The 20283-nt window shown below is 64.3% G+C and carries 18 protein-coding genes; 13 read left to right on the forward strand and 5 right to left on the reverse strand.

Annotated features, from left to right (window positions below; all coding sequences use genetic code 11):
• Positions 1-60: 60 nt before the first annotated feature.
• From MLB1_RS20660 to MLB1_RS20680, 5 genes are all read left to right on the forward strand, one after another.
• Complete coding sequence (locus MLB1_RS20660) at positions 61-543, forward strand: single-stranded DNA-binding protein (protein WP_180751723.1); 483 nt, start codon at positions 61-63, stop codon at positions 541-543.
• A gap of 118 nt (positions 544-661) precedes the next feature.
• Positions 662-2335, forward strand: a complete 1674-nt coding sequence (ettA, locus tag MLB1_RS20665; protein WP_180751724.1) for an energy-dependent translational throttle protein EttA — start codon at positions 662-664, stop codon at positions 2333-2335.
• 227 nt (positions 2336-2562) lie between these two features.
• Complete coding sequence (locus tag MLB1_RS20670) at positions 2563-7236, forward strand: NAD-glutamate dehydrogenase (RefSeq protein ID WP_180751910.1); 4674 nt, start codon at positions 2563-2565, stop codon at positions 7234-7236.
• A gap of 7 nt (positions 7237-7243) precedes the next feature.
• Positions 7244-7669: a thioesterase family protein gene (locus MLB1_RS20675; RefSeq protein WP_180751725.1), complete on the forward strand. Its 426-nt coding sequence runs from the start codon at positions 7244-7246 to the stop codon at positions 7667-7669.
• Positions 7666-8313 carry a hypothetical protein gene (locus MLB1_RS20680; protein ID WP_180751726.1) on the forward strand — a complete coding sequence of 216 codons (648 nt, stop codon included), beginning with the start codon at positions 7666-7668 and terminating at the stop codon, positions 8311-8313. The genes MLB1_RS20675 and MLB1_RS20680 overlap by 4 nt, the downstream gene beginning before the upstream one ends.
• Here MLB1_RS20680 and MLB1_RS20685 read toward each other — a convergent pair.
• Positions 8310-9899: a glycoside hydrolase family 13 protein gene (locus tag MLB1_RS20685; RefSeq protein ID WP_180751727.1), complete on the reverse strand. Its 1590-nt coding sequence runs from the start codon at positions 9897-9899 to the stop codon at positions 8310-8312. The two genes, MLB1_RS20680 and MLB1_RS20685, sit on opposite strands and share 4 nt — an antisense overlap.
• A gap of 52 nt (positions 9900-9951) precedes the next feature.
• Positions 9952-10371 (reverse strand): globin, encoded by a 420-nt coding sequence (locus tag MLB1_RS20690; protein WP_180751728.1) that lies wholly within the window; start codon positions 10369-10371, stop codon positions 9952-9954.
• A 237-nt stretch (positions 10372-10608) separates the two neighbouring features.
• On the opposite strand from MLB1_RS20690, the gene MLB1_RS20695 reads away from it, so the two are divergent.
• The 4 genes from MLB1_RS20695 (at position 10609) to MLB1_RS20710 (ending at position 12880) form a co-directional block, all read left to right on the forward strand.
• Positions 10609-11160 (forward strand): HNH endonuclease, encoded by a 552-nt coding sequence (locus MLB1_RS20695; protein WP_358146700.1) that lies wholly within the window; start codon positions 10609-10611, stop codon positions 11158-11160.
• A 55-nt stretch (positions 11161-11215) separates the two neighbouring features.
• A complete protein-coding gene (locus MLB1_RS20700; RefSeq protein ID WP_180751729.1) occupies positions 11216-11479 on the forward strand; it encodes a hypothetical protein in 264 nt (87 codons plus the stop codon).
• Positions 11466-11933 carry a DUF5130 domain-containing protein gene (locus MLB1_RS20705; protein ID WP_180751730.1) on the forward strand — a complete coding sequence of 156 codons (468 nt, stop codon included), beginning with the start codon at positions 11466-11468 and terminating at the stop codon, positions 11931-11933. The genes MLB1_RS20700 and MLB1_RS20705 overlap by 14 nt, the downstream gene beginning before the upstream one ends.
• A gap of 104 nt (positions 11934-12037) precedes the next feature.
• Positions 12038-12880 carry a hypothetical protein gene (locus MLB1_RS20710; protein WP_180751731.1) on the forward strand — a complete coding sequence of 281 codons (843 nt, stop codon included), beginning with the start codon at positions 12038-12040 and terminating at the stop codon, positions 12878-12880.
• A 75-nt stretch (positions 12881-12955) separates the two neighbouring features.
• Here the strand turns inward: MLB1_RS20710 and pepN are convergent, their stop codons facing one another.
• Positions 12956-15517, reverse strand: coding sequence for an aminopeptidase N (gene pepN, locus MLB1_RS20715; protein WP_180751732.1), 2562 nt, complete (start codon positions 15515-15517; stop codon positions 12956-12958).
• Between the two features lie 138 nt (positions 15518-15655).
• Here pepN and MLB1_RS20720 point away from each other — a divergent pair, with 138 nt between their 5' ends.
• Entirely contained in the window at positions 15656-16273 is a 618-nt protein-coding gene (locus tag MLB1_RS20720) for a DsbA family protein (RefSeq protein WP_180751733.1), read from the forward strand.
• Positions 16274-16282: 9 nt separating this feature from the next.
• On the opposite strand, the gene MLB1_RS20725 is transcribed toward MLB1_RS20720, so the two are convergent.
• The gene (locus MLB1_RS20725) at positions 16283-17239 is read right to left on the reverse strand and encodes a M48 family metallopeptidase (RefSeq protein WP_180751734.1); all 957 of its coding nucleotides are present in this window, start codon (positions 17237-17239) and stop codon (positions 16283-16285) included.
• A gap of 60 nt (positions 17240-17299) precedes the next feature.
• Between MLB1_RS20725 and MLB1_RS20730 the strand changes: the two genes are divergently transcribed.
• The 3 genes from MLB1_RS20730 (at position 17300) to MLB1_RS20740 (ending at position 19325) form a co-directional block, all read left to right on the forward strand.
• Positions 17300-17779, forward strand: coding sequence for a ribose-5-phosphate isomerase (locus MLB1_RS20730; RefSeq protein WP_180751735.1), 480 nt, complete (start codon positions 17300-17302; stop codon positions 17777-17779).
• Positions 17780-17785: 6 nt separating this feature from the next.
• Positions 17786-18583, forward strand: coding sequence for an Fpg/Nei family DNA glycosylase (locus MLB1_RS20735; protein ID WP_180751736.1), 798 nt, complete (start codon positions 17786-17788; stop codon positions 18581-18583).
• Positions 18584-18665: 82 nt separating this feature from the next.
• Positions 18666-19325: a TetR/AcrR family transcriptional regulator gene (locus MLB1_RS20740; RefSeq protein WP_180751737.1), complete on the forward strand. Its 660-nt coding sequence runs from the start codon at positions 18666-18668 to the stop codon at positions 19323-19325.
• Here MLB1_RS20740 and MLB1_RS20745 read toward each other — a convergent pair.
• Positions 19322-20143, reverse strand: a complete 822-nt coding sequence (locus MLB1_RS20745) for a DUF1542 domain-containing protein (protein ID WP_180751738.1) — start codon at positions 20141-20143, stop codon at positions 19322-19324. The two genes, MLB1_RS20740 and MLB1_RS20745, sit on opposite strands and share 4 nt — an antisense overlap.
• Positions 20144-20283 lie beyond the last annotated feature (140 nt).

Raw genomic sequence — 20283 nt, forward strand, 5'->3', positions numbered from 1 at the left:
GGAGCCACCAAGGGCACCCGGTTCGGCGGTGCACGAATGAAAAAGGGAAAGGCACGGACAATGTTTGAAACTCCAGTCACTGTCATCGGCTCCATCGTTGGAGACCTCAAGCGGCGCCAGGTCGGCTCCGACGAGATGATCAAGTTCCGCGTCGCCAGTAATGCACGTCGTCGGCGTGACGACGGCAGCTGGGTGAACTCCAACTCCCTGTTCATCAATGTCACGTGCTGGGGCCGGCTGGTCACCGGAGTCGGCGCGGCGTTGGGGAAGGGAGCGCCGGTGATCGTGCACGGCCATCTGCACACCAGCGAGTTCGAGGACAAGGACGGCAACCGCCGTCAGGTCACCGAGATGAAAGCGATCGCCGTCGGGCCAGACCTATCACGGACGATCGCCCGGATAGAGAAGGCCGGATACACCGGCAAGCAGGAGGACACCACGGCCGGGGAGCAACCCGGTTCCGGGGCCGAGGAATCGATGGAGGAGCCCGTGGATACCGACGAGAGCAGCGAGGAGTCGGTAAACCTTCCGTTGAGTGCTTGATATCTGAGCTGACGCCGGCGACCGCGCGGTCGCCTCTCACCTAGGATGGGTCGGGCAGCTCACCGGAACGGTCGTGAGCTGCGGCAAAAGAACTTAGAGGAGAGGCGACAGCGCGGCAATGGCTGAGTACATCTACACGATGATGAAAGTCCGCAAGGCGCATGGCGACAAGGTCATCCTCGACGATGTCACGCTGAGCTTCCTGCCCGGCGCCAAGATCGGTGTGGTCGGTCCCAACGGCGCCGGTAAGTCCAGTGTCCTGAAGATCATGGCGGGGCTCGACACACCGAACAACGGCGAGGCCTTCCTGGCCAACGGCGCCAGCGTAGGGATCCTGCAGCAGGAGCCGCAGCTCGACGAGACGAAGACGGTACGTGAGAACGTCGAGTCGGGCGTGGCCATCAAGGGCAAGCTCAATCGCTACAACGAGGTCGCCGAGTTGATGGCGACCGACTACACCGACGAGCTCATGGAAGAGATGGGCAAGCTCCAGGAAGAGTTGGACGCCGCCGACGCCTGGGATATCGACTCGCAGCTGGAGCAGGCCATGGATGCGCTGCGCTGCCCGCCGCCAGACGAGCCCGTGTCACATCTGTCAGGTGGTGAGCGCCGCCGGGTAGCACTGTGCCGTCTGCTGCTGTCTAAGCCAGACCTGCTGCTGCTCGATGAGCCCACCAACCACCTCGACGCGGAAAGCGTGCTGTGGCTCGAGCAGCACCTGGCCAGCTACCCAGGCGCCATCCTGGCGGTGACTCACGACCGGTACTTCCTCGACAACGTGGCCGAATGGATCCTCGAACTGGACCGTGGGCGGGCCTACCCCTACGAGGGCAACTACTCCACCTATCTGGAAAAGAAGGCCGACCGGATCGCGGTCCAGGGACGCAAGGACCTCAAGTTGCATAAGCGGCTACAGGAGGAACTTGCCTGGGTCCGCTCGGGCGCCAAGGCCCGCCAGGCTAAGAACAAGGCCCGCCTCGGACGCTACGAGGAGATGGCTGCCGAAGCGGAGAAGACCCGCAAGCTCGACTTCGAGGAAATTCAGATCCCGACTGGCCCGCGGCTGGGCAATGTGGTGGTCGAAGTTGCGCATCTCGACAAAGGGTTCGACGGCCGCGCGCTTATCAAGGACCTGTCGTTCACCCTGCCCCGCAACGGGATTGTCGGTGTCATCGGGCCCAACGGTGTCGGTAAGACCACTTTGTTCAAGACGATCGTGGGGCTGGAAGAGCCCGACAGTGGTGTTGCCAAGGTGGGCGAAACCGTGAAGCTGAGCTATGTCGACCAGAGCCGCGCCGGGATCGACCCCAAGAAGAACGTGTGGCAGGTCGTCTCCGACGGTCTCGACTACATCGAGGTCGGCCAGAACGAAGTGCCCTCGCGGGCTTACGTTTCCGCATTCGGGTTCAAAGGCCCGGATCAGCAGAAGCCAGCCGGTGTGCTGTCCGGTGGTGAGCGCAACCGCCTCAACCTGGCGCTCACCCTCAAACAGGGCGGCAACCTGATCCTGCTCGACGAGCCCACTAACGACCTCGATGTCGAAACCCTGGGCTCGCTGGAGAACGCGCTCGAACAGTTCCCCGGCTGCGCGGTCGTTATCTCGCATGACCGGTGGTTCCTGGACCGCACCTGCACGCACATCCTGGCGTGGGAGGGAACCGACGACAATCCCGCGTCCTGGTTCTGGTTCGAAGGCAACTTCCAGGCGTATGAGGAAAACAAAGTTGAACGTTTGGGTATCGATGCAGCCAGACCTCACAGAGTGACCCACCGCCGCCTGACACGCGACTAGGGTGAGGTTGCGTGCCAATGCCCGGCACGCAACCTCGGCCAGGAGTGCTTTGCGTGACGGTTAACACTGGGACCACAACTTCCGAAAACACGCCATCTACCAATGGATCTGGCGTTCCGACGATCGACGTTCTGGCGGCTGCGTTCAGCCACGCCCGCTTCCTGGGTGACCAGGAATGGGACGAAGTCGGCGACGCCGACGGCCATGCCACGTCGCCGACGCCGCCCGTGCGTGAAGCGCTCATGCGGGCGCTGCTGCGCCTGGCCGCACAACGTCGACCGCATGCGATTTCGATGGCCGTGTACCGCAACGGAGACGATGCCGGCCTCGGTACCGCCCTGCAGTTGGTCACCGATTACACGCCGTTGCTCGCCGACTCCGTCACCGTGCTGTTGCGACGTTTGGGTGTGGCGATCGTGGACCTGATGGACCCGGTTTTCATCGTCGAGCGCTCCGCCGACGGCACTCTTCTCTCCGCGATACCGGTCGACAACCCACACAGCGATACCGCCATCGGTGCCGAGTGCTGGATCCACCTGCAGCTGCCGCCGTCCATCGACGCCGAGCGGCTCGCCTTCATCGAGACGCAGCTGCCGCACACCCTCGAAGACGGCAGCCATGTCGCTGCGGACACCGATGCCATGCGTGATGCGGTCATCGACCTGGCTGCCGACCTGGACGCCTCCGCGGGCACCGCCCGGTTCTCCTCCGCCGAGTTGACCGAGGTGGCCAACCTGTTGCGCTGGCTCGTGGAAGGCAACTTCACGGTGCTCGGATATCAGCGTTGCACCGTCGAGGACGGGCGGGCCACCGTGGAGGAATCGAGTCGGCTCGGCCTGCTCAAGCGGCGCGAAGAGGTGCTTCCGCAGCTCACCCACAACGACGAGCTGTTGGTCCTGGCGCAGGCCACTGTGCCGACGTATCTGCGTTATGCGATCTATCCGAACATCGTGGTGATTAGGCAGGACGACGGCACCGGTCCCGCCATCGAGCACCGCCTCGTGGGCGTGTTCACAGTGGCAGCCATGAACGCGGATGTTCTGGATATCCCGGTGATCTCCGATCGGGTCCACCAGGTGCTGGCGCGTTCGGACGCCAACCAGGACTCGTTGGCCGGGCACATGCTCATCGACATCATGCAGAATCTGCCCCGTGCGGAGCTGTTCGCGGTGGGTGTGGACCAACTGCAAAACATCGTCACCGCCGTGAGGAACATTGGTGCACACCCGGGTTCGCTGCTGTTTCTGCGATCCGATGAGCTCGGAAACTTCGTGACCGCCCTCGTGTACCTGCCCCGTGACCGCTACACCACGACTGTTCGACTGGCCATGCAGGACACCTTGGTGCGCGAGCTTGGCGGCACCGGTATCGATTACACCGCGCGAGTCAGCGAATCCCCCTGGGCATTGGTGCATTTCACGATCCGTATGCCCGAGGACAATCTGTCCACGAATGTCGACACTTCTGAGGCCAACCGGATTCGATTGCAGGGCCTGCTGACTCAGACCAGCCGTACCTGGAGTGACCGCTTGGTCAGCGCGGTGCGCCCCGACTCGCCGATCGACCGCGCCTGCGCGGAACGCTATTCGGTCATCCTGCCCGAGGTCTTCAAGACGAACGTCGCACCCGCGGATGCCCTCGACGACATCGCAAGAATCGAAGGACTCCAGGATAACTCGCTGGACCTCGCCTATGACGCCGCCGAAGAGCCGGCCACCGGCGTGCTCAGCATGTACCTGGGCGGGCGCTCAGCCTCGCTGAGCCAGGTGCTCCCGGTCCTGCACAGCATGGGCGTCGATGTGTTGGAGGAGCGCCCCTATCACTTCATCCGTCCGGACGGCCTCGCCGTATCGCTCTACGCATTCCGCATCGTGGTACATCCGGCGATCGCGCGTGCCTTCGATGCCGAGGGCGTGCAGCACCGCGCGAAGCTCTTCACGGACGCGATCGACGATGTCTGGAACGGCCGTGTGGAGACCGACAGATTCAACGAGCTGGTGCTGCGCGCCGGACTCACCGCCGGTCAGATCACCATCCTGCGCGGATATGCCAAATACCTGCGTCAGGCCGGGTTCCCGTACAGCCAGGCACATATCGAGACGGTGCTCGCCGACAACTCCGCGACCGCGCGTGATTTTGTGGAACTGTTCGAGGCCCGCTTCGATCCGGCCATCACCGACGACACTCTGGCCGACACCAAGGCAGAGCAGGTCCTCGCCGAGATCGAGAAGGTCGTCAGCCTCGACACCGACCGGGTATTGCGTGCGTTCTTTGCGCTGATCCAGGCCACACTGCGCACCAACTACTTTGTGACGCAAGAGGACTCGGCCCGGGCAAAGGGAGTGCTTGCCTTCAAGCTCAACCCGCGTGAGATCGAGGAACTACCCGAGCCGAGGCCGCGATTCGAAATCTTCGTGTACTCACCCCGCGTCGAAGGAGTGCATCTACGCTTCGGCGCCGTTGCCCGCGGCGGATTGCGTTGGTCGGATCGCCGCGAGGACTTCCGGACCGAGATCCTGGGACTGGTCAAGGCGCAGGCAGTGAAGAACGCCGTCATCGTCCCCGTCGGCGCCAAGGGCGGGTTCGTCGTCAAACAGCCGCCGCAGGCCACGGGCGATGCGGCGGTGGATCGAGATGCGTTCCGCGCTGAGGGCGTCGAATGCTATCGACGATTCATCGGCGGTCTACTCGACCTCACCGACAATCTGGAACGGGCCACCAACGCCGTCGTCTCGCCGCCCGGGGTGCGCCGCCGCGATGGCGCTGACACCTATCTGGTGGTGGCAGCGGACAAGGGCACCGCGACCTTCTCCGATATCGCCAACGACGTCGCCAAGTCGTACGGATTCTGGCTGGGCGACGCATTCGCCTCCGGTGGTTCCGTCGGTTACGACCACAAGGCCATGGGCATCACCGCCCGCGGCGCCTGGGAGAGCGTAAAACGGCACTTCCTGGAGATGGGAATCGACACCCAGACAGAGGATTTCACCGTCGCCGGGGTCGGCGATATGAGCGGGGACGTGTTCGGTAACGGCATGCTGCTGTCCCAGCACATCAAGCTGGTGGCCGCCTTCGACCACCGGCACATCTTCCTGGATCCCGATCCCGATCCGGCGTCCTCCTGGGCCGAACGCAAGCGGATGTTCGCCCTGGAGCGCTCCAGCTGGGCCGACTACAACGCCGCACTCATCAGCGCCGGCGGCGGCGTTTACAGCAAGGAACAAAAGTCGGTACCGATCAGCCCCGAGGTTCGTGAGGCGCTCGGAATCGCCGGCGATATCAGCGAGATGACGCCTCCCCAGCTCGTTCGCGCCATCCTGCTGGCCCCGGTTGACCTGTTCTTCAACGGCGGCATCGGCACCTACATCAAGGCCGAGAGTGAATCGCAAGCCGAGGTGGGGGACAAGGCCAATGACGCCGTCCGCGTCAATGGAAACCAGGTGCGCGCCAAGGTAATCGGTGAAGGCGGTAACCTCGGCCTGACCTCGCGCGGGCGGATCGAATTCGAACTCAACGGCGGTCGCGTCAACACCGATGCGCTGGACAACTCGGCCGGTGTGGACTGCTCCGATCATGAGGTCAACATCAAGATCCTGGTCGACTCGTTGGTCAGCGCCGGCAAGATCGAGGCCGCTGAGCGCACGGCGCTGCTGGAATCCATGACCGACGATGTCGCCGCACTTGTGCTGGCCGACAACGAGTCCCAGAACCACCTCATGGGCACCAGTCGCGCCAATGCTGCCTCACTGCTGAGCGTGCACGCGCGCCAGATCGCCTATTTGGTCGCCGAACGTGGACTGGACCGTGAGCTGGAAGTGCTGCCCTCGGAGAAGGAGATCGAGCGCCGCGCTGCACTCGGAATCGGTTTGACGTCACCGGAATTGTCGACGCTGATGGCGCACGTGAAGCTGGCACTGAAGGCGGATCTGCTGGCCAGTGACGCCCCGGAACAAGAGGTCACGCTACGGCGCATGGTGCACTACTTCCCGAACCAGCTGCGGGAACGTTTCGACGCGGAAATCCGCCAGCACCCGCTGCGCAAGGAGATCTACGCCACCATGTTGGTGAACGCGGTGGTCGACTGCGGCGGAATCACCTATGTGTACCGGCTGTTCGAAGACGCCGGGACGGGTTCGGTGGACGGTCTCAAGACCTATGTGGCGGTGGAGGCCATCTTCGGGCTGCGCTCGTTGTGGGATCGCATCCGCCATGCCGATCTGCCGGTGGCGGTCTCGGATCGGCTGACCCTGGACATGCGCCGTCTGCTGGACCGCGCCTCGCGGTGGCTCATCAGTTACCGGCCGCAGCCGCTGGCGGTGGGTGCCGAGATCAACCGATTCGCGCAAGGTATTGCTGAGCTGACCCCACTGCTCAACACCTGGCTGCGCGGTCACGATCTGGAGATCGTCACCAAACAGACCGAAGACTTGATGGCGCTGGGTGTTCCGCTAGATCTCGCCGGCGACGTCGCCGGCTGCCTCTACGGATTCAGCCTGCTGGACATCATCGACATTGCGGACATTGCGGACCGCGACGGCGCGGAGGTTGCCGACCTGTACTTCACCCTGATGGACGACCTGCGAGTCGACGATCTGCTGACGGCCGTGTCGCAACTGGAGCGCAACGACCGGTGGCATTCATTGGCCCGGTTGGCGATCCGCGACGATATCTACTCCTCGCTGCGGGCGCTGACCATGGATGTGCTCGCCGTTGGTGAGCCTGACGAGACGGGTGAGCAGAAGATCGCAGAATGGGAGTTCACCAATGCGGCGCGGCTGCAGCGGGCCCGCGGCACGCTGGCCGAGATCTTCGCTTCTGGAGAACCGGATCTGGCGACACTGTCGGTAGCATCACGCCAGATCCGAGGGATGATCAGGAGCAGCATCACCGGTCCTGCATGATGGAGCCATGAGTTCTGAGAAGCCCGGCTATGTCGCGGCGGTGCCGGTCCGCTGGTCCGATATCGATATGTACCAGCACGTGAACCACGCGACGATGGTGACGATCCTGGAAGAGGCGCGAGTGCCCTTCCTGCGTGACGTTTTTGGTGCCGAGATCACCACCACGGGCCTGCTCATCGCCGATGTCCACGTCAAGTACAAGGGGCAGGTACGGCTCGCGGACTCGCCGTTGCAGGTCACCATGTGGGTATCGAAGATCCGGGCGGTGGACTTTACGATCAACTACGAGGTGCGTTCGGTGAGCGCGGCGCCGGACTCGAAGCCTGCGGTGGTCGCAGACACCCAACTGGTGACCTTCCACCTCGACAGTCAAACCATGCTGCGTCTCACCGACACCCACCGCGAGTACCTGCAGCGGTGGTCTCGAGAATGAGCGAGGCTCCGTTGCGGGTACCCGAGGCGGTTGATCGCCAGGACCTAGCGACCTTCCTCACCCGCACATCGCGCATCGACGAGGCGGCCGTGGTGAGGCTGCGTGCACGTGCTGACGGACGGATAGTTATCTGGGCCGCAACACAATTCGATGTCCTGGCCTGCCGCGCGGTACGCGGAGAGCTGGGCACACCCGATATCACCGCCGCCGCGGACGAACTGCTGCGTGGCCTTCAGACGCCGGACGCGAGTGGATATGTGAACACGGGATTCCCGATGGACTCGGTGTGGCGAGGCGCGCTGCCTGCCGATAACGGCTTCGAGTATCTCGACGACATACCCGCGCGGTCAGTGCTCGAACTGGCGCAGCGCGGGGGAGAGCTGGCCCGCGAACATGGCAGCGCCCACGGCCCGCCCACGTCGCTGCTTGACCAGTCGGTCGTCACCATCGATGGAGCCGACGGCCAACAGGTCGATGTGCCCATGCGATGCATGTTTGCCTTGACCGCAATGGGATTCATTCCGACGAGCCCCGCGGAAGACGAACCGGTGCGGGTGCGGGCATCGCAGGCATGGTTGCGGCTGGACGCCCGCTTCGGATCGGTGTACCGCCGGCGTAACGATCTTTCGCTGCTAGTGCGTTAGACGATCCAGGCCGCGGTGTTGCGTGGCAGCTTGCCGTTGACGAGTGGCCCACTGGCCAGGATGACCTCGCCCGGAGGCAGATCCACCAGGTCGCTGCTGACGTTCAAGGCGCAGGTCAGCCCGCCACCCTTGACGCGGAACGCGAGTGTGTTCGGCGGGCTGCCATACCACTCAAGGCTGGTGCCGTCGAATTCCTTGCGGCTCCTGCGCAGTTCGATGGCACGCCGATACAACGACAGTGTGGAATCGGTGCGCTCCAGCTGGCGTTCCACGGTTAAATCGGCCCAGCCGTGCGGCATCGGCAGCCATGTCTGGTCGTTACTCGAGAAGCCGTACGGGGGATCGGTGCCCTCCCAGGGGATCGGCACCCGGCAGCCGTCACGGCCTCGCTCGGTATGGCCGGAGCGCTCCCAGACCGGATCCTGCAGGGCAGCGTCGGGCAGGTCCACATTTGGTAGGCCCAGCTCGGAACCGTTGTAGATGAACACCGTTCCGGGCAACGCCAGCATCACCAAAGCCATGGCGCGGGCCCGCCATTGGCCGATCGAGCCATCGCCGTAACGCGTCACCTCACGTTCCACATCGTGGTTGGACAACGTCCACGTAGGTGTTGCTCCTACGGAATCCACTGCGGCAAGCGAGTTGTCGATAGCGGCGCGGATCTTCTCGGCGTCGAAATCGGCCTCCACCAATTTGAAGTTGAATCCGAGATGTAGCTCGTCGGGCCTGACGTATTCGGCGAAGCGGGTGTTGTCGTTCACCCAGATCTCCCCGACGGCGACCACATCGCGGTATTGGTCGAGCACCTTGCGGATCTTGCGGTGGTACTCGTGTACGCCCTCGTTGTTGAACCGCGGGTCTTCGTCGGTGGCATGCAGTATCAAGGTGTCGGTGTCCTCGATATCGGGCAGCCCTGGAGCTTTGGCCATACCGTGGGCGACGTCGAGGCGGAATCCGTCGATGCCGCGGTCGAGCCAGAAGCGCAGGGTGTCGGCGAAGTCGTCGAACACCTCCGGGTTGTCCCAGTTGAGATCCGGCTGTTCGGGAGCGAACAGATGCAGGTACCACTGACCGGGAGTGCCATCGGCTTCGGTGACACGAGTCCAGGCCGGACCCCCAAAGATTGAAGGCCAATTATTAGGCGGCAGTTCACCATTGGTGCCCTTGCCATCGCGGAAGATGTAGCGCGAACGAGCGTCGCTGTCGGGCTTTGCGGTCAGCGCCTCGATGAACCAGCGGTGTTCGGAACTGGTGTGGTTGGGGACCAGGTCCATGATGACCTTGATGTCGTGCCGATGAGCCGAGGCGATGAGCCGGTGCATCGCCGTCAGCCCGCCGAACAACGGATCGATCTCCCGCGGGTTGGACACGTCGTAGCCGTGGTCGGCCATCGGAGATCTGGTGACGGGATTTAGCCAGATTCCCTGGACGCCGAGTAGGTCAAGGTAGCCAAGTTTTGCTGAAATGCCGTCGAGATCGCCGACGCCATCGCCGTCGCTGTCGCCGAACGACCGCGGATAGATCTGATAGAAAACGGCGCGCGACCACCAAGGGTCGTCACGTTGGCCCAAGTAGGCGGCAGTCACGGTTGATCATTCTGCACCATGGCGCGGGCGGTGTTGAACCAAGATCCACGGATCAGAAAGGCGAATTGACCATCGACTGTGCCGCCATCTCCAGGTAGCTCCACAACTGGGCGCGATGGTCGTCGTCAAGGGTGTGCCGGTCGATCGAATCGACGGCGGTCCGCATGCATCGCAGCCACGCATCACGTTCGATGGGGCCGATCCGATATGGCGCGTGACGCATCCGCAGCCGTGGATGTCCGCGCTGGTCCGAGTAGGTGCGCGGCCCGCCCCAATACTGTTCGAGGAACATCCGGAGACGGTCCTCGGCGCCGGTCAGGTCCTCTTCTGGATAGAGGGGGCGTAGCACCTCGTCATCGGCCACGAGCTGGTAGAAGCGGGCCACGAGCGCGTGGAAAGTGGCGGCGCCACCGACGGCGTCGTAGAAGTTACTCGGCGTAGGCGCCGGGGAGAGCTCTGCCACGTAGGCCATTGTGCCGGTAGCTGCTTCGGGCGATCAGCCGGGTTGGTTACGGGATGTTCATTGGATTGACCTGCGGGCACGGCAGAAATTGTCGTGCGAAGACCGCGGAATCGTGGTGCACTGGTTGTAATGGCGCCACAGAAGAAGAGCCGTGGGCACCGGCGTAACAGTGCCAGCGCTGGGCCGACCCAGAACGGGTCGGTCCGAATACTGCACAGTGTCCCAGGGACGAGGGTCCCCGGGGCCATTCCCCCGCAGCAGTCCAACGACGCCGGTTCCCTATGGGGCCGGCGTCGCGTGTTATTGCTGAACTCCACATATGAGCCGCTCACCGCACTGCCGATGCGGCGCGCCGTCATCATGCTGCTGTGCGGTAAGGCCGATGTGGTGCACGACGACCCGGGTGCTCCCGTCATTCATTCCGCGACGACGTCGGTGGCGGTCCCGTCGGTGATCAGACTGAGGACCTTTGTGCGGGTGCCTTACCGGGCGCGGGTTCCGATGACGCGCGCGGCCCTGATGCATCGCGACCGGTTCCGCTGCGCGTACTGCGGCGGGCGGGCCGACACCATCGACCACGTGATCCCGCGCAGCAAGGGAGGTGCGCACTCGTGGGAGAACTGTGTGGCCTGCTGCTCCTCGTGTAATCACCGCAAGGCGGACCGGCTGCTGGCCGAGCTCGGCTGGGTGTTGCACACCACGCCGATGCCGCCCAAGGGGCAGCACTGGCGGCTGCTGTCGTCGGTCAAGGAACTCGACCCGGCCTGGGTGCGATACCTAGGCGAAGGTGCGGCATGACACCACGGATGAGCCGCTTGTGCGAACACCAGAGTGCTCGGATACGGTTTGCATCGTGAGCTTCCTCAACAGCCCCACATACATCGGGGCACCGGTCTGGGTGGTGTTGATTGCGCCAGTCTTCTTCGTGCTCGTCGGTCTGTGGACGATGCGCAAGAAGGGCCCGCACCCCGCGACATTCAACATGAACGACGGCTGGACGCACCCCCCGGTCCTGTGGGCAGCCGTCGACGAGAACGTTGGCAGTGGCCACGGCCACGGGCATGGCGATCACGCGAGCGCTGAGGCGATTGGAGGGTCCGCACGTGGCAAGTGGTGAAGTCACCAAGACTGCTCCCGTCGAATTACCGCGCGGATGGGTGCTGACTACAACCGGACGGATCTCGGGCGTTACAGAACCGGGCGCTCTCTCGGTCGATTACCCGTTCCCGAACTACGAGCTGGCGACCCTGGACGATGCCCTGACTTATGGCAGCCGCTCGTCGAAGGCGCGATTCGCGGTGTATATCGGCGACTTGGGGTCCGACACGACCTCCGGAGCGCGCGATGTGTTCCTCAAGGTGCCGACTCCGGACGAGTCCGTGCTGATTGCCGTATCGCCCGACCAGCATGTCGTGGAGGTCGTCTACGGCGAGGCACTCAAGGGACGTGGCGCCGAGTCTGCCGCCGACCTTGGTGTCGCCGCAGCGGTGGCTTCCTTCAAGGAAGGCAACCTGCTCGACGGGATCATCAGCGCCGTTCGCGTGATGAGCGCCGCAATCGCGCGTCCATAAGTTCCTCTTTGCGCCGAATGTGAAACCTCGGCGGGATTTCGGTCCATTTCCCGCCATGGATTCACGCTCGGCGACTTGTCGGACCGTGAACGCAGACTGCGCACATGGGGGAACCATTCGTCGGTAGCGCGGTGGTGCGGTCCGGCGTCCTTACCCGTCATGCATTGCGGACGCGATATCGCGCGGTCTACCCGGATGTTTTCATCCGGCGGGATGAGGTGCTGACGGCGTCATCGCGAGCGAAGGCATGCTGGCTGTGGACCGATCGCCGCGGAGTTCTGGCGGGCCACTCTGCGTCGGCCTTGCATGGTGCAGGCTGGGTCGATCCCGCGCGCAACGCCGAGATCATTCACGACAATCGACACAGTCCGCCCGGCGTCGCCGTGTGGTCATCGGACATCTCGGACGACGAGATCTGCCTCATTGACGGCATGCGGGCCACCACACCTGCGCGCACGGCGCTCGACCTGGCGTGCCGGTACCCGACAGGCCACGCGGTGGCGTCCATCGATGCTTTGTGCCGGGCCACCGAACTCAAACCGTCTGAGGTGCTGGAGCTGGCGGAGCGCTACAAGGGCCGTCGCGCCATCCGACAGGTGAAGGCAGCCATCGATTTGGTGGATGCCGGTGCGCAGTCTCCTAAGGAGACCTGGCTCCGACTGCTGCTGATACGGGCCGGGCTACCCCGCCCAAGCACGCAGATCCTGGTGCACAACGGCGATTTCGTTCCGCTCGCCTATATCGACATGGGCTGGGAGGACGTCATGGTCGGTGTCGAGTACGACGGCGACCAGCACCGCAGCGACCGGCGGCAATACGTGAAGGACATCAAGCGCCTCGAGATGCTCGAAGGCCTGGGCTGGCTGATCGTCAGGGTGGTCGCCGAGGATCATCCCGACGACATCATCCGCCGAGTACACGAAGCGCTAGCCCTGCGCCGAGCGTGAAACGTGGGCGGGAAATGGGCCGAAATCCCGCCGTGGATTCACGCTCGGCGCAAAGGGGTTCGCAGAGAGGGGTTGCTACTGGGCGTCGAACTCGCGGGCCTTTAATGACCTGACGATGCCCGCGCGGCCCTCAGATACCAGGCGGTAGAGAGCTGCCGGGATCTCCTTGGCCAAGAAGCCGTCCGCCGACTCGACGGCCCGCTGCGAGATATCCCACGACGGGTACAGGCCGATCACCACGGTCTGAGCCACTTCGCTGGAACGCCGCGCCCACACCTCTTCGATGACATCGAAGTAGCGTCCCGCGAACGGGGCCAGCAGCTCGGCCTGTCCGGGCTGGACGATTCCCGCGATCACCGATCGTGCGGTGATGTTCGGCAGCGCGTCATCCTCGATGACCTGCTTCCACGCGGCCTGCTTGACCTCGGCGACCGGTCGAGCGGCCCGCGCCTGCGCGGCCTGACGCTTACCCGCCGCGGTCTGATCGCGCTCCAGCTCCGCGTCGATGAACACCGAAGCATCCGGCTCCAGGGCGCCGGATGCCGCCAGCGCGTTCACGATTCGCCACCGCAGGTCGGTATCCACCGTCAGGCCGGGCAGATCCAGTGAGGCCGGATCGGAGTCCAGTAGTGCCTGCAGCACCACGGTGTGCCCCGCCGACAGCACCGAGGTGGTGAACGCGTTGACGAACGCCAACTGATGATCCGAGCCCGCCTCGGCGGCACGGGCCAGCTCCAGTAACCGGTCGGCGAATGCCGGCCAACCGTGCTCTTTCGCCCATTCGGGTTCCGCGTACGAGTTCAACGCCGTCTGCGCCTGCACCAGGAGGCGTTGTGCCACACCGACTTCCGATTCGGCGTGCACACCGGAGGACACTAGGGCGACAAAGTCGCGCGCCCGTATCTCGGCCTCGCGGGTCATCTCCCAGGCGGCCGACCATGCCAGCGTGCGTGGCAGTGGCTCGGCGATATCGGCTACCCGCGATAGCACGGTCTGAAGCGAATCGTCGTCCAGTCGTAGGGAGCAGTACGTCAGGTCATCGTCGTTGACCAGGATCAGCTTGCCTCGGGAAATACCCTGCAGCGCGGGAACATCCGTCAACGGCCCCTCGACGTCCAGTTCCTCGCGGTGGACCCTGACCAGCTTGCCGTCCACATCGTCGTAGATCCCGACGGCCAACCGGTGCACCCGCGTTTCGCCGGCACCCGGCGCCGCGCCGGACTGCTTGACGGCGAACCGGGTGAACGTGCCCTCGTCGGAAACCTCGAAATCGGGCGAGAGGGTGTTCAACCCGGTCGTCTTGAGCCACTGCGTGCCCCAGTCGGACAGATCGCGTCCCGAGGCCTCCTCCAGAGCGCCCAACAGATCGTCGAATGTCGCATTGCCGAAGGCGTGCGCCGTGAAGTACGCGCGCAGACCCGACAGGAAGTTCTCCAAACCGACATATGCCACAAGCTGTTTGAGCACGCTGGCGCCCTTGGCGTAGGTAATGCCGTCGAAGTTCACCTCCACCGCAGCCAGGTCGGGGATATCGGCGGCCACCGGGTGGGTCGACGGCAGCTGGTCCTGGCGGTACGCCCACGACTTCTCGACATTGGCGAATGTGGTCCACGCCTCGGTGTACTCGGTGGCCTCCGCCTGGCATAGCACCGAGGCAAAGGTGGCGAAGGACTCGTTGAGCCACAGGTCATCCCACCAACGCATGGTGACCAGATCGCCGAACCACATATGTGCCATCTCGTGCAGCACGGTCTCGGCGCGGCGTTCGTAGGAGTACTTGGTGACCTTGCTGCGGAAGACGTAATCCTCCAGGAACGTCACCGCGCCGGCGTTCTCCATGGCACCCGCGTTGAACTCCGGGACGAAGAGTTGGTCGTACTTGCCGAAGGCATACGGGACGCCAAAGTTCTTGTGATAGAAGCCGAATCCCTGCTTGGTCTCGGTGAACAACCGATCGGCGTCCATGAACTCGGATAGCGAGGCGCGGCAGTAGATACCCAGATCGATGCTGCCGTGGTCATCGGAGTACTCATCGTTCCACCGCGCGTACGGGCCGGCGATCAGCGCCACCAGGTAGGTGCTCATCTTCGGAGTGGTGGCGAAGGTGTGTACACCGTCGGCCACGGACAGCGTCGCACCATTGGAGATCACCTGCCAGTGCGCGGGCGCGGTCACCGTCACGTCGAAGGTCGCCTTGAGGTCGGGCTGGTCGAAGCTGGCGAACATCCGCTTGGCATCAGCGGTTTCGAACTGCGAGTAGAGGTACACCTCGTCGTCGACCGGATCGACGAAGCGGTGCAGGCCCTCGCCCGTGTGCGAGTACTCACAATCGGCCTCCACCACCACGGTGTTCGAAGCCAACAGCCCGGGCAGCGTGATGCCCTGCTCCTCGTCGTAAGAGCTGACGTCCACGTCGGCGCCGTTGAGCTCGACGCGCCGCACCGTGCGCGCAGCGATATCGATGACGGTCGACGCCCCCGGCTGCGCGGTGAAGGTCACGGTCGTCGACGAGTGGAAGGTCTCTTCGCTCGGACCGCCTTCGCCGTCGGTGAGGTCGAGGGTGATTGCGTAGTGCTGGACGTCGATCGCAGCGGCGCGGGCCGCGGCCTGGTCACGGGTGAGGTTGGGAAGTGCCACGTACCCAAGGTAGCCGGTAGCCGGCCGGGCGGGGCGGTGGGAGGGACCGTGTTCGTGCGCGACGGGAACAGGGCGGCAGGATTGGGAGTTGGGATGCACTAGGACCCTCCCGTCCAACTCACATTCGAAAGGCGCGCTATGTCTGCAGGCAAGAAGGACCTCGCCGAGTTCTGGTTCGATCCGCTGTGTCCGTGGTGCTGGATCACCTCGCGGTGGATTCTGGAGGTCCAGAAGGTTCGTGATATCGATGTGAAATTCCGCGTGATGAGCCTGGCCGTCCTCAACGAGGGACGCGACGATCTGCCGGAGCGCTATGTGGAACTGATGAAGAGTGCCTGGGGGCCCGTGCGCGTTGCCATCGCCGCCGAACAGGCCAAGGGCCCGGAGATCCTGGAGCCGCTGTACACGGCGCTGGGCACCCGGATCCACAACCAGGACAACAAAGACCTACCCGCCGTGATTGCCGAATCGCTGGCTGAGGTGGGTCTGCCCGCCGAGCTCGCGGAGGCCGCCGAATCCACCGACTACGACGAGGCGCTCCGCGTCAGCCACCACGCCGGCATGGACAAGGTGGGGCCCGATGTGGGCACCCCGACCATCCACGTCAACGGTGTGGCGTTCTTCGGCCCGGTGATCTCCAAGATCCCGCGCGGCGAAGAGGCGGGCAAGCTCTGGGATGCGTCGGTGATCTTTGCGTCGTACCCGTACTTCTTCGAGCTCAAGCGGACGCGCACCGAACCGCCGACCTTCGACTAGTAACGCGGCTTAATAACGCGGGGGTGGATTGTCGAACGTGTAGCCCTGCTGAGGCGGTGCGTATCCGTACGGTATCGGGGGCGGTGCGGGGGGAAGCAGCGGCGGTACCGGTGGGATGGGAGTCGGCGGCAGCAACTTGGGTCGGAAGAACAACGACCCGGCCTGCTGCCGATTCCGCAACGCCGCCGCGCGCCAGGTGTGCACGGGATGGCTGGACAGCATGTTGACCAGCCATACGAAGAACCCGGTCTCCAGGGTGGCGCGGTTGGCCAGCGTGTCGAACTCGACTCGTTTGAGCAGGTACTTGCCGGCCGCCATTACCCCGATTGCGCCCTGAATCCCGGTGGGGCGCATGGCGTATCCGTGGTTGTCGGCGGTGTACTCCATGGACCGTGACAGCGACGTGCCGACAAACGGGACGAAGTTCATCGCGGTTTGAGCGAACTGGCGCCAATACGACGCATGCCCGGCGGCGATATGGCCGACCTCGTGGCCGATGATGAAGGCCAGTGCTTCCGGATCACGGGCCTCGCCGCCGATCTCGAAAAGGTCGCTGTAGATGACGACGAACCGGCGGAAGCCGTGCCCGCTCGCGAAGGCGTTGATCTGGCCGTTGCCCAGCACGACGTAGGCGTCGGGCACTTCGTGCAGGCCGAACCGCTGCGCCGCCTCGACCACCATCGCGAATCCCTCGGGGAACTGGGTGGGCGACATCTTCACGCCATTCACCCGCTGCTGCCCATAGAGGAGGCCGCGGCCCAGGTACAGCGTTAGGGGAGTAGCGGCCAGCGCGACGATGATGATGTTCAGCTGGACATGCTCGGGATCGGCGAGGAACCCGATGATGCTGAAGATCGCGACGACATACAGCAGCAGCGTGAACAGGATGACGACGACGAGCAACCCGATCTCCCACGGATGGCGACGCGGGGGATAGGTGTACTGGGGCAGTCCGACCGGGTACATGCGCGCCACGGTAACCGACCGAAGCGCAACCTGACACAACACGGCTGTCACAATTGGGACATGCGCGTCTATGTGGGAGCGGATCACGCCGGCTACGAGTTGAAGCAGAAGATCATCGAGCACCTTCGCGGCCGCGGCCACGAGCCGGTGGATTGCGGTGCCTACGAGGTGGACCCGCAGGATGATTACCCGGCGTTCTGTATCGACGCCGCCCGGCGCACCGTCGCCGACCCGGGCAGCCTCGGCATCGTGCTGGGGGGTTCGGGTAACGGTGAGCAGATCGCCGCCAACAAGGTCCCGGGTGCCCGCTGCGCGCTGGCGTGGAGCCTGGAGACAGCGGTGCTGGCCCGTGAGCACAACAACGCGCAGCTGATCGGGATCGGCGGGCGCATGCACACCGTGCCGGAGGCGCTTGCCATCGTGGACGCCTTCCTTGCGGCCACCTGGTCGGAGGAGCCGCGGCACCAGCGCCGCATCGACATCCTGGCCGAGTATGAGGCGACCCGCGTTGCGCCGCCGGTACCGGGCGCCAAGTCGTAAACGTCTGTGCCTGAAGGGCATACCCTGCACCGGCTGGCCCGGTTGCATCAGCGCCGGTTCGCGGGCTCACCGGTGGCGGTCAGCAGTCCGCAGGGACGGTTCACCGAAGGTGCGGCCGCAGTCAATGGACGCACCTTCGTCAAAGCGCATGCCTGGGGCAAGCATCTGTTTCACGACTACGGCTCGGCGGGGGTCGTGCACGTGCATTTGGGGTTGTACGGCACCTTCACCGAGCTGCCGGTACCGATGGGTGTACCTGTCGGTCAGGTGCGGATGCGCGTCGAAGGACATGAGTTCGGGACCGATCTACGTGGCGCGACCGCGTGTGAGCTGATCGGTCCTGAGCAGGTTGACGTGATCCTGGCGCGCCTCGGTCCCGACCCATTGCGTCCCCGATCCGACCCGGCAACGGCCTTCGAACGGATCGCAAAGTCGCACAGACCAATCGGCGCCTTGCTGATGGATCAGAAGATCATCGCCGGGGTTGGCAATGTCTATCGCAGCGAGGTGCTGTTCCGTCGTCGGATCGACCCCTACCGTCAGGGTCGTCGATTGGATCCGGAAGAGCTCAGTGCGCTCTGGGGCGATTTAGTCGACCGGATGCGCGTTGGGTTGCGGGTCGGCAAGATCGTCACCGTCGATGCCGAACACGATTGCGGAGAACCGTCATACGCGCGGGACCGTCCCCGCACCTATGTGTACCGACGCGCGGGATCGCCGTGTCGGGTGTGCGGCACACCCATCCTCACCGCGGAGCTGGAGGCGCGAAACCTGTTCTGGTGCCCCTCATGTCAAATGCGCTGATGTCACCGCAATGACACATCTGGTTGCTAGAGTGGGACGCCGGGTACCAAGTAGCTAGTGCGAACAACCGAGAGGCGGGTTAATGACGCGACCGGGCGCGCCGTTGGGAAAGCTCATGGCCCGCGCAGTTCGTGGATTGGGATCACACCCCGAACCCGATGACATCGAGGCGCGCTTGTTGGATGCCAGCATCGCGGTGCTTGCCGAACAGGGCACCCAGTCCGCCACCATCGACGAGGTGGCGCGCAGGGCAAAGGTGGGCCGCGCCACAGTGTTTCGGCGCTTCTCGAGCAAGGACCAACTTTTCGAGCGTGCCCTCGGTCGGGAGATGTACCGATTCCTGAGCGAGGTCCAACAACGCGCCGAGAACTTCGACGATGTCGCGGACCGCGTGGCCGAGACATTTGCGGTGTGCATTGAAATCACCGGCCATCCGTTGTTGCGCAACGCATCCGCTCGGGGGCGCGCGAGTTTCATCGACGCTATCGGTCAGGGATCGCCCTCGCCCAAGGATCTCGCGCGGGGCTACTTCGTGTCGAAGATCGACGAGCTACGTGCCGAGGGCCGGATTCCCCCCGGGGATTCGGAACGTCAGGCTGACGTGTTGATCCATATCGTGCTCGGATATCTCGTGTCACCCGAGTCTCCCGTTGATCTCGCCAATCCCATCGAGGTCAGGGCCCTTGCCCGCGAGACCTTCTCACCGATCCTGCTGGCGCCCAACGAGCCAAAGGTCGGCTAGAAGTCTCCACCGCCGAAGTCGCCACCGAAATCGCCACCGCCATCCCAGCCACCACCGCCGCCCTGGTCCCAGCCCGAGCCTTGATCGGCACCGCCCTGGTCCCAGCCATTCTGATCCGCGCCACCACCCTCGTTCCCCGCGCCGAGTCCGGCGTCGTATCCGTCCGAATACCCTTGCCCGAAGCCGCTTTCGAACCCGGAGGCGCCATACCCGACTCCGTGCATACCGGAGAAGAGCGAGTTGAACAGCAGGGCCGAACCCACACCCCAGGCGCCGGCAACGAGAGCGGGCTTCCACCACGGCTCCGAGTACCAGCCGGCGGGAACCGGACGTCCGGCGACGGAGCCGCCGGGGTAGTAGTTGGGTGTCCGGCCGGACGGCTCTGGGGAGGCCTCGATCTCGCGGCCCTCGAAGTTGATCCGCCGATCCTCGCTGACCGAACCGGCTCTGCTCTGTCCGGTGGTCGAGGGGAGTTCCGGCCCGGGATCCATACCCATGGCAACCCGAGCAGCGCGGACGTAATAAAGTCCCTCGATGGCGCTCTCCTTGGCCAGCGTCGCCTGCGCGGCGGTCCTGGACTGCTCAATGGCCGAGGACGCGGCGGTGTAGCGCTCGGAGGCATCCGCGAGAGCTTGTTTCGAGGCATCATCGGTACCGGAAAGCCCCAGCACCTGGCCGCCGAGACGCTCGGTGAGGCGGCGCGCGTCGGCCTTGGCATCCTCGAGCTGCTCGCCGCGACGGCGGCTCGATCCCTGCGTGTAGATGATCGCGCCGCCGACGATCACGCCAACGAGAAGTAGGCCCAGGATGATTTCCATGGGAACCACCGTACTGGTGTTTGACTACTCGACTTCAGCCTCGACGAGGCCGAATGGTGACGCTGTCGGGACGACCCGGGTCATTTGGAAACCGGCCGGCTTGAGGAAGGGCCCGGTACTCCCGGCAGTGCGTTCGCACG

The sequence above is a fragment of the Mycobacteroides sp. LB1 genome (assembly GCF_013449725.1).
Classification (GTDB): Bacteria; Actinomycetota; Actinomycetes; order Mycobacteriales; family Mycobacteriaceae; genus Mycobacterium.